The following is a 12,752-nucleotide window of genomic DNA, read 5'->3' on the forward strand; positions in this document are numbered from 1 at the left end:
GCGGCCGCGGCGGGTGCTCGCGTTGTCTGCTCCGCCCAACTATCTACCGTAGAACTGCATGATTGCAGTCGCCGTATCCCGCAGCGCAACGCAACCCGCCAGTGTCGTCATACTGACGACGTCAACCCAGTGTTCTGGTCCGCGGCGGCTGAGATCGCCAGTTATGTTGCGGCGGTGCGGAGATCCGACGTTGAGATAGAGATCTGCGGCGCAATAGCCGGTGGAGCTGTCTTTCGTTCCGGTGCTGATGTGCATCTGTCCGGCGCCGAGGATGTGGACCTTCCCGTCCTCGCGTGCGGCTTGCAGCATCTCGAGCGTCTTCTGGGTGTATGCGATGTTCTGGGCAGTGGTTGTGTCGCCGCTGTCGAGCGCGAACGTGCAGAAGTAGGGCCGCAGCTTCGTGTCGACAACCAGTCTCGGGCGATTCTTGCCGATGATCGACAACGCAGCACACGGGTCCAGCCGCGCCAGCGGGGTATCGAGCACGCGCTGCGAGCGCGCCCGTACGGGCCTGCTCTGCAGCATCGGGAGAGCGGCGCGCACGAACGCGACGGCCTCTGTGCACGTGTTCGAGTTCTCCCGGCCCTTCAGCCAGAAGACGAAGTCACGCGGCTTATAGGGGACAGTGGCCATGCAGCCGTCGGCCGGCCGAAGACGTACAGGCACACTGTGGATGGTCGTCGGGGGTGTTTCGGTATCGCGCAGGCCAGTGTCGATCGTAACCTCGTAGATCCGGCTGGGTCCGATGCTCGGCTGGAACCGGAGAATGCAGCTGTCGAAGCCCTGGCCCTGCCCGAAGTAGATGGGCACACCGAGCGTCGCCACCGCGGCCTCGTTGACGAAGCCGCAGGGGTCGAGCTCCCGCACACGGTCAGACACTGCCAGTCGCGCCTGGTCTTCAGCGCTCAATCCCCGTCGGTAACTCGACGGGCCGTTGTCGGCAATCGCAGGAAGCGCGGCTCCAGTGATGTCATGCACGCATCCAGTCAGCAACGTCACCGAAAGTAGAAGCGCCGCCCACAGAACTCCCAGCTTGAAGATCGTCGGCGCGAGCCGACGAGAATTATTGACTCTGAGATTGATTCGCCGCGCGGGCCGAGCAATGCCACTACATTGCATCCTTGATTCCTCCATCGGAGCGGGCGGTCTATTACAGCGCGGGAGCTTCGCCTGACTCGCCGACAGTATTGAGCTCTTGTCCATCCGGTAGAAAGCTGTCGCTGGCGGTCAAGGCGTCCAGAGACCGATCAGCGTCACTGGCGTGCTGCGCGGACACCGCTTCCGCAGCAGCTCGATCCAGATCACCCGCCGCGGAGTAGCCAGGCGTGGCCTCATGGGCGGGCGTCGCCGGGGACTGATCGAGGCCTGGGAACGCCGCGTCCAGGCGAGTGCGCAGCATCCGAGCCTGATTCTCGTTAAGGTGCAGGGATACTGATGCGCCATTGAAGTCCTCGATGAACACCCATGCATGAGAACCCGCTTCCTGAACCCTGATGGTATTGCCGTACGTGTCGGTGAAATCCTCGCCGTAAACGGCGAAGCCTCCAGCGGTGTAGGTAATAGGCAGGTCGGCTGCGCGCGTTGGTGTTGTTTCGTTCAACGCTGGCAGCGCACCACCAAACGGTGCCTCGGTGATCTTTGGAAACGCCACCCTGGTCGCGTGCGCCACCGGGGTGATACCAGCCGCGGCATGAGGTCCGTAGGTGAGGCGCCGAGCCTGCAAGTGATGGCGCAATGTCATCCCGTCCACCGATCTGGGATAACGGGCCAGCGCGGCGAGCAGCAACGCGGTGTCTTTGGGGTACACACTCGAAGCCACCACAGTGGCATGCAGAAGCTCCCAGGCGGTGTCGAACACGCCGCCGCCCCCCGGGCCATGCCAGCGATCGCGAATACGAGTGGCCTTTTCCCAGTCGGCCAATGTGCCCTTCCCCGCACCTTGTGTCAGGTGGTAGAAGGTGTCGTAGTCGCGGCGGAGTTTCTGCTCCGATTCACCTGAAGGGGCGATGCTTAGGTGAAGACTTGCGTCCGGTGTGGCGGCACGGCCATCGTCAGTGGCACGGGTGCGGGCATGGTGCTCGATGGCGCGCAAGGTCTCGGTGTGGTCGAGTTGCTCCACGTCTGCCAATCGGCGGACAGCCTGCCGCAATAGCCCTGCCGCGCTCGGGCGCTCGGTGGCAAGAGCTGCCAGCAGGCCGCTGTCGGTGAAGGAAGGATGCCGCCAACTGGTGACATAATCGGTACCAGGAAGAATCCCGAGGAAGTGCCAGCCGGTGTGCAGCAGGTACTCCGTGACGGCCATCGGAGTGAGGTCGGCGCCGTCAGCGGTCGAGGGCATAGAACCTGCCTTGCGGAGTGGATGAGATGTTCAGACGCCCCGCACGATAGGGCTGTTGCGGCGGGACAATCGGCCCCATCCACACTCGCTGAAGGCACACAAGCTGGGGGAGCGAACCTACTGGACGGCGCTGTGGTGAGCTGAACCGATCGGTTGGCTGCGTTGACAGACGCACTCTCCGGCTCACCTGTGTCCAGGCCGCCCGGCTCATCTGAAAGCGCTGCTGCCGGGAGTGGTAGCCAACTCAGCGATCCTGCGGCCGCAGATTTCACAACGCTGGACCCAGGCAGTGTCGACACTGTGGCTCGATGGCCATGACTCCGATTCAGCCGGCACACCTGCTTGGGGCAGGTATGTGCACCTACGAGATCACGGTTGGCCGGTCTTCCTCCTGGTCCCACCGTTGTATCGGGACGATTTTCGGCTCGCCGTTGACCACGCGCAGCACAGCAGGTCGGTCAGCGTGCTTGATCAGAGCTGGGGTCACTCGCCAAGCCATCTGGTACGCCTCACACCCCGGCGCGTCGGCACAGGAGGTAAAGACAGGGGTTGAGGGATCCGTCACCCTGGCCGCCGTCGACCCAGTCCCAGGAGCCTGAGGTGGTGGACAACTTGATCACCACATCGGCGTTGCCCGACTGCTCACGCCCCCCTCGACGCGGATCGACTTCACGCGCGCTGACCTCGACCACCTGGTCAGCACGGACCCATCCGGCATGCTCTTCTACAGAAACCCACAGTTGACCCATGGCGGGCATTGTCACCGTTGCCACTGACACAAGGAAGAAGACCGAACACCTGCCGCGTGTCCGAAACATGCTGCCGGGGAGCAGATTCGCGAGATAGCCTTGAGAATTCCGTCGGTTTCTCGCAGGGGTGGGCCCGCGGCCGGCTGGCGAAATGGGGAGGCTTGTCGTGCTGCTGCTGATCAACAACGCCTCGCGGCTGTCACCGGCTGAACAGCGGTTCGCCGAGTGGATCCAGTGGAGCCCCGCCCAACCAGGTGTAGCCCTGCTGAACATCCACGTTCCCAACCGCGGCCACACCCATCAGATCGACGCACTGCTGTGGACACCGCAGCAGTGCGTGGTCGTCGAGGTCAAAGGCTTCCGAACCCGCCAGGACGGCGTACTGCGGATCCCGCCGAACGGGCCGTGGCGGATGGCCGATGGGCGGGTGGCCGACATCTACGGCAACGATCATGGCCACAACCCGATGGACCAGGTCTTCGCCAACACCATGGCCGCGAAGAATCAGCTTTCGGCCTCCACCGGCCGTCGCCGCTACGTCCACGGCCTGGTGTTGGTCATGCTGCTGCCGGGCCAGGACGTCCCGTCCCTGGACTACGGCGACCTTCCCCGCGACACCACCATCGTCGTCGAGGACTTCGACGTATTCCGCTACTACCTCGACACGTTCTCCGACGACCCGGTGCAGTGGAGCAGCGACCAAGTCGCCGAGGCGATCGACAACCTCGGCCTCGAACACCTCTACGACAGTCGCTACCAACTGGCCGCAGCCCTCGGCGAAGCCAGCACCTACCAAGCCCGGGTGGATGTCGGCGATGCGCCGTTCTAAGCCCGCTCCGGCCGTACCGCAAAGCATCGCCTTCGGACCTTGAGCGCCACTGCGGCCAGGCCCGGCAACCTGTCGGAAGCGCGCGGAATACGCCTACGCCGCCGGACATTCTCCGAGCTCGAAGTGCGGGCAGTAGGTGTCGGTGGCCGGTCTGCCCGGGGCAACGGGTAGACCGGCGTCGAGTGCGCCCGGACGTAGTGGACGACCCTCTCGTCGGATGAGCCGACGCAGCCCGGAGGCTACATCGGCGTGATCCCGACTCCGGCAACTATCGCTGTCCGGGGTGGTGGGGTCGAGGAAGTCCGGACGCGCCCCGGACAGCGATGTCGGTGTTGCCACGCTTTTCTTTCCAGCTTGCGGCTCAGAAGAAGACCCAAAAGCATTGCTTTGCAGACGGATTAGCTACTGCGACAGCTGCGGCGGCTGCAAGCGGTTCGTGGTGGCAACACATCGGCGGTGATGAAGGCTCGCGGGTGTTGACGGGCAATCGTGGAGTCCACGCGCGCCGTGTAGGTGTGCCTGTTCGTCGGGCGCGAAGTGTTACCGCCGATAGCCGCTTTCGATGCGGCCGCAAACGGGCGAATGGGCAAGACTGGAAGTCGGCGCAATCGACTGGCTGACCTGCGGAGGGCAACCCGCGGGTGGCAGGCCAGAACGCTGGTGATCCGACGGTGAAGGTCCGGACGTAGTGAATGAAGGTTCTGGGAAATGGTTGCATTCGCTCTGCTGCCTATCGACGGCTTTGGATGCGGCCCGCGGCGGCGTGGACCGCGCGAGCTGATCATCGAGGACTTCCGGGTGCGGGTGCTCGCGTTCGTGGTGATGGCCACAGCCGTCTTGATGCTGCACGCCGACGGCGTCGAGGTAGCAGCAGCCTTTGGGGTCGTAGCCGCGCTGGCGGTCACGGCCGCACAGTTCGCCGCGTCGCAGCCGACGTCGTTGCAGCGCCCACGCCCTGCGACGGTCGGCGCGTAACCCGCCGGCGAGCTCTCGTCATTTCATGGCTGAAGTTTCCTCCGTTCGGCTGGTGAGCCGCGCGACAGGGCAGTGATCGCGTCGTGAGCGGTGGTTCGGGGTGCTGCGGGAATTCGGTGTGAGGTCAGCGGGGTGAGCTGAGAAGTCGTGAAGTTACTCGGAGAACAAGGTCTGCGGTTCGGGGTGGGCGCTACTTGCTATATGTCGTAGGCGACCAGCCGCCCGCAGGGTAGGTACCCGACTTGGGCGCAATCGATGTGGCGGACCCACATCGGAAATTTGCTGTAGTCGCTTACCCGCACGGGGGCAACTTCTTGTGCCCGGGCGATTCCGGCGTTGCGGCCGTGAGCGGCGGCGACCACCGCTGGCAGATGCTCGACCGGCACGAGTTCGGTCGGTGCCATTGGAATCTCGGGGTGGGAGGCATGGGCGAGGTCTGCTTCAACATGGTTGGCGTGCAATCCTTCCCAGGTGTGCGGGATCTTGATGACGTGCCCGCCGCCGGTGCGGTAGACCGCCCGCGTGCGGCCCAGCAGTGGCACTCCGTACAGCTGGTGGTAGGCGGTTAAAGCGATCGCGCATGCCCAGGGCAACTGCGCTTCCCGGATGGTGGCCACCAGCCGCGGCAGCGCGGCCGATGCCCACCACCGCTGCGGGGAGGAAACACCGTGATCGGCTGCGGACCATCCCACTGTGATGTGGCCACGGTGCGCGGGCGGGACGGTGGTCATTGCCTGAGGGGATCATTGGGGCCGATGAGCAGGAAGTAGCGCGCCGACGAGTCCGGATCGTCGCGGTAGAACCGGATGTGCTCGCCACTGGCCGAGCGATCGCTGACGCGGTAGCGTCCGCCGTTGTCCGCCACCACACGCTTGCTGTCCGCGTGGGCGATCGTGGTGGCGGCGCGGCTGATCGGCTGCTCGGGACCGCGGCGGGTGCCGCAGTGCAGTTCGTAGACGGTGGTGCCCGCTACGGCCCATTCGGCGGGCAGTTCGGTGTTATCGGTCATCGGGTTTCCTGCTGCCGCTGGTGGAGAACGGTGGCGATGAGTGCGGCGGCCAGCGACAGGGTGTTCGCGGGGGTCATGGGACTGAAGGCGCCGGTGTAGTCGATGAGGCCGTCGGTTCGGCGGATGTGCACCTTGCCAGGTCTGTCGTCGGTCAACTCCACGGGAACTGTGGTGTTGCCGAATTCGTCGACGTGGACTTCGGGGAGTTACGCGATAGCTTGGGCGAGTTCTGCGGGCAGTCCTGGTTCCCAGTGCTGGCCATCGGCGAGGTAGAGGAATGTGCCGGTGCCGGTCTTTATCGCCAGCAGGCCTTGATCGTCGATGACCTTTCCCGCGGGCAGGCGCTCGAGGTCCTCATGGGTTTCGAGGGTGGTGTCCGTTTCGTGCTCGTTGCGGTGTCGGCGGGTGGTGGCAGTGGCGCGTTCGTTCGTGGTGTTGGCGATGTACCAGGTGGACAGTTCTTCGAGATATCGGGCGCGGGCGGCATCTTCGTCGGCGCCATGCAGTTTCATCGAGTGCTCACCAGTAGTGATGTCGGTGCCCCACACCGCCCAGCGGTCGGCGGCGTCGCCGGAGGCGGGGTAGGTGATCAAGCGCAAGGTCTTCGGGACGCCGCTGCGGTCGTAGGGCTCTTCGTCGTGGATGGTGGCGACGGCGCGGATGGCGTCGATGAGTTCTGGGGAGGCGTCGCCGGAGGTTGCGTAGTAAGTGGTGTCGGAGTCGGTGGGGGTGTAGCCGGTGGGGTAGAGGCCGGTGTTGTCGGTCATGGCGCAATGCTCCTGCGAGGCTGGAGTTTTCGATTTCGGTCGGTCGGTCAGGGCTGTGTCGGCGGGTGGAGGTTGGAGTGGGGCAAATGCGATGTCGCGGGCGGGCGTGAGGTCACCCCGGTGTTGTCTGGATGGTGATTCTGCGGCCTGCGGGAACAGTGAGGACGGCGTCGCCGTCGTGTCCGACAGCGAGGGTGAAGCCGTCTACGGTGGCCCGCTGGTGCTCAGTGCTGGGCTCGGTCGGTGCCGTTGTGGCTCGAACGATGCGGGTGTCGAGGTACTGGACGGGCCGTGCCATGCCACGCAGACCCCAGAGTTTGCCTGGATTCGGGGTGCCTATCAGGTGTTTCCACTCTTCGGAGGGCGAACCTTCGAAGGTGACGCGGCGGTCGCCGGCTCGACGCCATGACGTCACGTTGTAGGCGGTCACCACACGGTTCTCGTAGATGCCCAGCACGACGTCGCCGTATTCCTCGATGCGCTTGTCCGCGAGGTTGTACCAGTCACCGAGGGTTGCTTCCTCGGGCGTCAGCTCGCCTGCCAGAACCCGCGGCCAGCTGTCAGGTAGATGCGTCAGGATCACACTGGCTCCAATGAATATGGGATGAAGTGGTTTGAACTCTGGTACATCGTAGGCGCACGTTGTATGCGAGTGCAACTGTTGTTATCCACGATTCATACCGTCTCGCTGTGCCAAGTGGATGCGCGCCACCTCACCGGGGTGGTTGTGGGGCAGCGGGGTCAGTCAGCGGGATGGTGTCGCCCTGGGTGTCGTCGGTCATGGTGGAATGCTCGTGTCCAGCTGAGGATTTGGCACCGGATCAGATCGCCCCAGCTGTGTCGGCGCCGTCGCCTGCCAAGGTTAGGGCGGGTCGATTTCGGTGAGAATGCCCAGCGCTGCGCCGATCCGCAGGGCGTGGCTGCGGTGGTTGGCGTCCGGGTGGTCGGCGAATCCTCGGCAGATGGCGCCGCGGCCGGTGTCGAAGGTCCGGTGGCGGACGATGTGACTCTCGCGCTCGAGAGCTTCCTGAACCAGCTGTGCGAGGCGGCCTGGAATGAGGTTCATCAGGTTGCCGGGCCGGAGTATGCAGGTGGTGCAGCGGTCTGCGCACACGCGGATCTCGAACGGCTCCCGTGAGGCGACCGGTGTCACCGGCTGGCCATCGCGGAAGTCGGAAGGTTCGCTCATCGGCTCTGTCCTTGATCGGTCTGGCCAGAGATTACGTGACGATGCCGGAACTTGGTGCCGACTGACAGTGCAGACCGCGCAGACGCGCATGGTCCGCCCGGGATCAATTCGGACGCGAGTGCTGGGCGGCGCAGGATCGACGTCGGAAGTGCCGAGTGTCAATCCGGCTCGGTTCGCCGGTGTCTCAGCCTTCTCCTGCCGCGGGCCTGGGTCGCAGGGGTGTGTAGTGACCGGGGAGGCCGGATCCAGCGAGGTGGGTGGCGTCGTGGCGGGTGTAGGTGATCAGGCACGAGGGGCCGCCGGCGTTATGGGGCGCGCGGGTGCCGTCGGGGTGATGGAAGTGTAGGCGCCCGCGCAGGAACAGGATGGCGGTGGCGCGGGTCAGAACGTAATCGTGGAACCAGCTGGTATCGGTGCGGGCGAAGGTGAGCGCGATGCCGCCGCCGGGGTGGTCGGCGAGTTTGGCCAGCCAGTGCGGCAGCGTGCGGTCATAGGGTGGGTTGAGCCAGACGCGGCCGTGCCAGGCGGAGGCCAGACCATCGTCGGGTGGGGCGATATGTGCAGCGGCGGTACTCCATTGGCGGGGTTCGGGGGCGGCGCAGGGGTCGAGGTCGAAGTGTCCGAGTGCAGTGATGAGGCCGGGTGGAGTGAGCCAGACGCGGGATTGGGGGCGGGCGGAGCCGTGGCCGCTGATACCGCGACCTTGATCACGCAGGGTATGGCTGCTGGCGGAAGTGTCGATCATGGTGTGCTGCAATTTCTTTCGGATGTAGGAGGTCGACGTAGATGCCTACGCTGGTGTCGGTTTGTGGTGGAGGGGAGACGCTGGCGGTGACGGGCGGTTCGTCGGGGTCGTCGTGGGCCGGATCGGGGATGCGGTCGAGGAGTTCGTGCTTCCTTGCGCAGTGCGCGAGGCCTCGATGACTTCGTGGTGGGTGGTGAAGGCTGCCTCGGCGGCAGCGAAGCGTGCGTTGAGCTCTGCGGCCAGCCCGGTGACGGATTGCGGGATCGAAGTCCTCATCGGACGAAGCAGGTGCGGGGTGTTGGCGGCGGCCCTGACGGCAAGCAGGTCGCGGTGCGTCTGTTGTAGTGCGCGAGCGTAGTGGAGCGGATGTTCGGGCCGGTCACAGTCGTTTTTCGGCGCTCGCGAGTGGCGCTGGGTCAGAGTCCGGGGGTGTCGGTTGGCTCGGCGTGGGCGGCGGAAATGGTCGACCAACTGGTCCAGTCGGGTGTGTCGAGGTTGACGAGGAAACGGGCATATGCTTGTGCCGGTGAGAGGGCGGTGGCCTGGGTGGGGGTGTCGCGGCGTTCCAACAGCGCAGCCAGGCGTTGGAGAAGGTCTGGTGCGGCGGTGTCCTCGGCTGGCTGCTGTTCGGGTCTGAGGCTTGTGCGGTCGGCTGCGGGTTGGGCGAGTGCGGCGGCGGCCAGCTCGGGCATGTTCGGGCGGCTGTGCTGTGTGCGGCGCGTCAGAGCCTGTAGTTCGTGCTGGTTGGCATGGCCGTAGGTGAACAGGTGGTCGGCCACGCGGGTGATGGCAGGCCAATGCTGGGTGATGAGGGTGTCGGCGTGCTGGTAGACATCGGTGATGTCGATGCGGCCGTCGGCGCGCCCCTGGCCCCAGGTGAGCGTGGTGGCGTGGCCGGAGGCGACGGCGTGCATGGCGGCTTGGTCGCTCAAACCGTGGACGGCGTCGTTACCGAAGGCGGTGATCTCGTTGAGGAGGCCATTGTCCTCGAGCCAGCGGTGCGCGGCCCGCACTCCAGCGGCGAGCACTGTGAGGATGTCGCCGAGAGGTGCCCCATTCGTGTGGGCCAGGACGCGTCCTCTCTCGTGCAGGTGCTGTTGACTGAATCTCCGCGTTGCCCTCGGTGTTTCGTGGAGTTCGGCACGGAGAACGTCTAGTTTCAGTGCCATTCCCACAACGGCGTGTCCGGCCTCGTGGACGGCACGTTGGGTTCGTTGTTGCTGCTGTGTCAGCTCGCCGTCGACGACGGATCCGTCGTAGGTGCCTTCACTGAACGGAGGCGGGAACAACGTGCGCACTTCCACACCGTTAATGCGCACGTGCCACCACCGCGGTGAGTCGTTGAGGGTTGGAGCTTTCGGGTCGGGAGGGTCGCTGGTCATGAAGTCCTCGTCGGTTGCGGCGGATGTAGTCGGCTGGCTGCGGTTCGGTGCGTAGGTGAGGTTGTGGCGTGGTGTCCGGCGGGTGGTGTCGATCCTGATCGGTCAGCGTGGGCGGTGGGGTGGTTGTTCGCCCAGCTGGTGTGACTATCGGAGCGAGTTTGTGTTCGCAGCTGCTGGTAGGCGCCGACGAGGTTGTGGTCGATGGCTGGTGAGCGGGGCATCGGTGACGACGCAGGTGATCGTGGCGATCACGGTGCCATCGGACAAGCGGTGATCCGGCTGTCGACAGGTCATTCACCGGCTATTCGACCGGCTATTCGGCAGCCCTTGTCGGCACTTTCGGCTCGACCTGAAGTCTCAGGGCGTATGGAATACAGCCCGCGAGGTGTTGCCTCTAGCTGGCGGGCCTTGGGTTGGGCGTTCAAGCCGACTCGGGGCCGCGGACGACTGATCTTCGGGGAGTGGTCTTCATTGATACGGTCGCCACGGCTCGGTTGAATCACCATCGCGCAGGGCGCGGAGTCGGCGGGCATGTTCGGCGGCTACGTCGGGACGGCGAGCGAGGTCGGGTAGCACGCTGGTGACCAGTCCGAGCTCGCGAATACGCAGAAGCGCCGGCCATGCTGGTTCAGTGGTGAAGTCTCGACCGTATGCGGCGGTGAGGCGTGCGAAGTCGTGGCGAGGTCCGAATCGCAGCGCGTCGACTGCGCTTATCGCGAGATCCCACGGCAACGGTCCGATCCCGGCGCTGTCGAGATCGCAGAGGATGGCGCGTCCGTGATCATCGCGAAGAAGATTGCCAGTGTGGGCGTCACCGTGAATGATGCCGTGTGGACTCGGCGGCAACTGACTGTAGAAGCCCTCGACGTGCTCCCATTGCTCGCTGAGCCATGCACGGTCGCTGGCGGGCAGTATCGGGTCGGCGGCCTCGAGCCGTTGCCGTGCCGCGGCGAAGGGGTTCCAATGGGGCAACCCTGCCTCAACGTCAGCAGGCACGTCCAAACCATGAATCGCCCGCATCGGAGCCGCCAGGTCGGTGACCTCCCACTGGTCGTCTGCCCCCGGCAACCACTCCCAGAACGTCGCCGCGAAGTCGTCCAGGATCACTGGTTGTGCGAGCTCTGGCATCAGCCGCGGAACCGGCGCCGCTCGTTCGGTCAGCCAGCGCGCCAAGCGGGCGACACGTGGAGCGCGTGCACGTCCTATCGCACCGACACCTATTCGCACGACTACGGGCGACGCCAGCCGCCAGACGACGTTGTTGGTGTACTTGATCAGCGTGGCGTCTTCGGCATCAAGCCCCACCACATCGCAGATCGTCAGCAGCGCTGATCGCAGCTCGTGTTCGCGTGCATCCGACAGCTGTGTCATCCCATCGAATCTACGATGACGACACCAGAACCTCGACCTCGTGCAGCGCGCCGGAGACGGTGCTGTCAGCGGCGTGCGGCTGTGCCGCCGCGATGATCTCGGGCATCCGCTCGAGTCCGCGGTGGGTAGCGATCACCTCGAGGTCGGCAACTGCCCGCTGAGTCAGCGACACAGCAGTGTCGACATCACCGACCCGGAACTGGTTCGTAGCGGCAACGATCCGATCGAACAGAATGCTCCGTGGGGGGCGATCCGGCCCGGACAACGCCAGCGAGGTGGCTGTGAGTTCGGTTGCTCGCACTGCACTCGCGGCGGCCACCTTGGTGTCGTCGGTGTTGGCGGCCAACACGCCGTGCACGAGGGCCTGATGGCCCGCGTAGTCGCCGGCCGAGAAGAAGACCTGCATCCACGGCTCGCTGGAAGCAGCGTCCACCATGCCCATCCTGTGCTCGGCCCGCGACAGACTGTCGATAACCTCTCGATGTTTCCCCATCAACGCATATGCCCACGCCGCCGTCGCGTCCAATTGCGCCGCGGCGCCGACATCTTCGGCTTTCGTAGCGGCGATCTGCCCCAACTGCACCATCGTCAACGCGGTCTCGGCGTCGCGTTCATGCAATTCCACCCGTGCGAGGCCGAACAACAGATCCGCTGCCAGGCTGAGTCCTTCCGAGGTGCCGGAGTCCAGCGCCCACCCAAGCCCCTGAGCCAAATGTAGGCGCGCCTGCTGCTGCTGTCCCGCGTCATGATGAGCCCACCCGACCACATCGGACAAAGCTGCCAGGGCCAGCTGCATGCGCTGCTGCACAACGCCGCTGCAGCGGGACAACAGCCCGACGCCCCGGCTCAGCGCGCCCAAGGCAGGATCCAGCGCGCAGCCTCCGCCGAGTTTGCTGTCGAGGTCTCGCAAATGGTCGGTCGCCTGGCTCAACCGTGCGACGTCACTCAACCCCACGTGCAGGGGCAAGCGTGCCTGGCTGCTGGGCAAGCGTGGACGCCACAGCCCCAAACCGGCAGGGGAGCCGACGACCGCTGCTGCGATCTCTCCCAGAAACTTCCTACGCGACTCATCATCTGTCGGCACTCGCCCGAGAACGCTCGATGTGCGGCGACGCGGGGGAGCTGGGGCGCCCAACTCCGTCAGGAGTTGGCGGTACGCGGGTCGCGGCAACCGGCCCTCGGTCTCCCATTGACGGACGCGCCGGGCATCACACGACACACTGATGCCGAGAGCCTTGCCGTGATCGACCAACGCAGAGGCGAGTTCCAGCTGCGTCATCCCGTGGTCGGTGCGCCACGAGGACAACTGCTGTCCCCACGTAGCTTCCCGATCCTTTGAAGACAGCGCAGCCGCCGGAGCGAAACGGCCGGCCGCCACAACGGACGGTCCGCCAGCGG

15 protein-coding genes are annotated in these 12,752 nt (G+C 65.2%); 2 read left to right on the forward strand and 13 right to left on the reverse strand.

Features of this window, described 5'->3' with window-relative positions; genetic code table 11:
* Positions 1-39: 39 nt before the first annotated feature.
* From ON27_RS36410 to ON27_RS43665, 3 genes are all read right to left on the reverse strand, one after another.
* Positions 40-999, reverse strand: a complete 960-nt coding sequence (locus ON27_RS36410) for a hypothetical protein (protein WP_157227806.1) — start codon at positions 997-999, stop codon at positions 40-42.
* Positions 1,000-1,150: 151 nt separating this feature from the next.
* Positions 1,151-2,338: a hypothetical protein gene (locus tag ON27_RS36415; protein WP_043738106.1), complete on the reverse strand. Its 1,188-nt coding sequence runs from the start codon at positions 2,336-2,338 to the stop codon at positions 1,151-1,153.
* 509 nt (positions 2,339-2,847) lie between these two features.
* Positions 2,848-3,087 carry a hypothetical protein gene (locus ON27_RS43665; RefSeq protein WP_157227808.1) on the reverse strand — a complete coding sequence of 80 codons (240 nt, stop codon included), beginning with the start codon at positions 3,085-3,087 and terminating at the stop codon, positions 2,848-2,850.
* Between the two features lie 151 nt (positions 3,088-3,238).
* On the opposite strand from ON27_RS43665, the gene ON27_RS36420 reads away from it, so the two are divergent.
* Both ON27_RS36420 and ON27_RS36425 read left to right on the forward strand, forming a co-directional pair.
* Positions 3,239-3,916 carry a nuclease-related domain-containing protein gene (locus ON27_RS36420; RefSeq protein WP_083888079.1) on the forward strand — a complete coding sequence of 226 codons (678 nt, stop codon included), beginning with the start codon at positions 3,239-3,241 and terminating at the stop codon, positions 3,914-3,916.
* Positions 3,917-4,624: 708 nt separating this feature from the next.
* Positions 4,625-4,891 (forward strand): hypothetical protein, encoded by a 267-nt coding sequence (locus tag ON27_RS36425; RefSeq protein ID WP_043738110.1) that lies wholly within the window; start codon positions 4,625-4,627, stop codon positions 4,889-4,891.
* A 197-nt stretch (positions 4,892-5,088) separates the two neighbouring features.
* Here the strand turns inward: ON27_RS36425 and ON27_RS36430 are convergent, their stop codons facing one another.
* The 10 genes from ON27_RS36430 to ON27_RS36470 all read right to left on the reverse strand — a co-directional run.
* Complete coding sequence (locus ON27_RS36430; protein WP_051047419.1) at positions 5,089-5,622, reverse strand: hypothetical protein; 534 nt, start codon at positions 5,620-5,622, stop codon at positions 5,089-5,091.
* Positions 5,619-5,900 (reverse strand): hypothetical protein, encoded by a 282-nt coding sequence (locus ON27_RS36435; RefSeq protein WP_043738113.1) that lies wholly within the window; start codon positions 5,898-5,900, stop codon positions 5,619-5,621. Before ON27_RS36435 ends, ON27_RS36430 begins: the two co-directional genes overlap by 4 nt.
* Positions 5,897-6,061 (reverse strand): hypothetical protein, encoded by a 165-nt coding sequence (locus tag ON27_RS43670; RefSeq protein ID WP_157227810.1) that lies wholly within the window; start codon positions 6,059-6,061, stop codon positions 5,897-5,899. The genes ON27_RS36435 and ON27_RS43670 overlap by 4 nt, the downstream gene beginning before the upstream one ends.
* A 45-nt stretch (positions 6,062-6,106) precedes the next feature.
* Positions 6,107-6,667 carry a hypothetical protein gene (locus ON27_RS36440; protein ID WP_043738115.1) on the reverse strand — a complete coding sequence of 187 codons (561 nt, stop codon included), beginning with the start codon at positions 6,665-6,667 and terminating at the stop codon, positions 6,107-6,109.
* Positions 6,668-6,779: 112 nt separating this feature from the next.
* The gene (locus tag ON27_RS36445) at positions 6,780-7,250 is read right to left on the reverse strand and encodes a hypothetical protein (protein ID WP_043738117.1); all 471 of its coding nucleotides are present in this window, start codon (positions 7,248-7,250) and stop codon (positions 6,780-6,782) included.
* Between the two features lie 279 nt (positions 7,251-7,529).
* Positions 7,530-7,856: a hypothetical protein gene (locus ON27_RS40550; protein WP_051047420.1), complete on the reverse strand. Its 327-nt coding sequence runs from the start codon at positions 7,854-7,856 to the stop codon at positions 7,530-7,532.
* A 184-nt stretch (positions 7,857-8,040) separates the two neighbouring features.
* The gene (locus tag ON27_RS36455; RefSeq protein WP_051047421.1) at positions 8,041-8,601 is read right to left on the reverse strand and encodes a DNA N-6-adenine-methyltransferase; all 561 of its coding nucleotides are present in this window, start codon (positions 8,599-8,601) and stop codon (positions 8,041-8,043) included.
* Between the two features lie 416 nt (positions 8,602-9,017).
* On the reverse strand, positions 9,018-9,983 hold the full coding sequence (locus ON27_RS36460) for a hypothetical protein (RefSeq protein WP_157227812.1): 966 nt from the start codon (positions 9,981-9,983) through the stop codon (positions 9,018-9,020).
* A gap of 468 nt (positions 9,984-10,451) precedes the next feature.
* Positions 10,452-11,354 (reverse strand): phosphotransferase enzyme family protein, encoded by a 903-nt coding sequence (locus tag ON27_RS36465; RefSeq protein ID WP_043738121.1) that lies wholly within the window; start codon positions 11,352-11,354, stop codon positions 10,452-10,454.
* 10 nt (positions 11,355-11,364) lie between these two features.
* The coding region (locus tag ON27_RS36470) for a helix-turn-helix domain-containing protein (protein ID WP_218003103.1) at positions 11,365-12,752 on the reverse strand (1,388 nt) is incomplete at its 5' end.

The organism is Nocardia asiatica NBRC 100129 (assembly GCF_000308415.1).
Taxonomy (GTDB): domain Bacteria; phylum Actinomycetota; class Actinomycetes; order Mycobacteriales; family Mycobacteriaceae; genus Nocardia; species Nocardia asiatica.

Excerpts from the sequence above, each read along its gene's own strand:
- ON27_RS36465 (WP_043738121.1), bottom strand. The coding sequence starts at position 11,354 with ATGACACAGCTGTCGGATGCACGCGAACACGAGCTGCGATCAGCGCTG.
- ON27_RS40550 (WP_051047420.1), bottom strand. The coding sequence starts at position 7,856 with ATGAGCGAACCTTCCGACTTCCGCGATGGCCAGCCGGTGACACCGGTC.
- ON27_RS36420 (WP_083888079.1), top strand. The coding sequence starts at position 3,239 with ATGGGGAGGCTTGTCGTGCTGCTGCTGATCAACAACGCCTCGCGGCTG.
- ON27_RS36430 (WP_051047419.1), bottom strand. The coding sequence starts at position 5,622 with ATGACCACCGTCCCGCCCGCGCACCGTGGCCACATCACAGTGGGATGG.
- ON27_RS36460 (WP_157227812.1), bottom strand. The coding sequence starts at position 9,983 with ATGACCAGCGACCCTCCCGACCCGAAAGCTCCAACCCTCAACGACTCA.
- ON27_RS36440 (WP_043738115.1), bottom strand. The coding sequence starts at position 6,667 with ATGACCGACAACACCGGCCTCTACCCCACCGGCTACACCCCCACCGAC.
- ON27_RS36415 (WP_043738106.1), bottom strand. The coding sequence starts at position 2,338 with ATGCCCTCGACCGCTGACGGCGCCGACCTCACTCCGATGGCCGTCACG.
- ON27_RS43665 (WP_157227808.1), bottom strand. The coding sequence starts at position 3,087 with ATGGGTCAACTGTGGGTTTCTGTAGAAGAGCATGCCGGATGGGTCCGT.
- ON27_RS36435 (WP_043738113.1), bottom strand. The coding sequence starts at position 5,900 with ATGACCGATAACACCGAACTGCCCGCCGAATGGGCCGTAGCGGGCACC.
- ON27_RS36455 (WP_051047421.1), bottom strand. The coding sequence starts at position 8,601 with ATGATCGACACTTCCGCCAGCAGCCATACCCTGCGTGATCAAGGTCGC.
- ON27_RS36425 (WP_043738110.1), top strand. The coding sequence starts at position 4,625 with ATGGTTGCATTCGCTCTGCTGCCTATCGACGGCTTTGGATGCGGCCCG.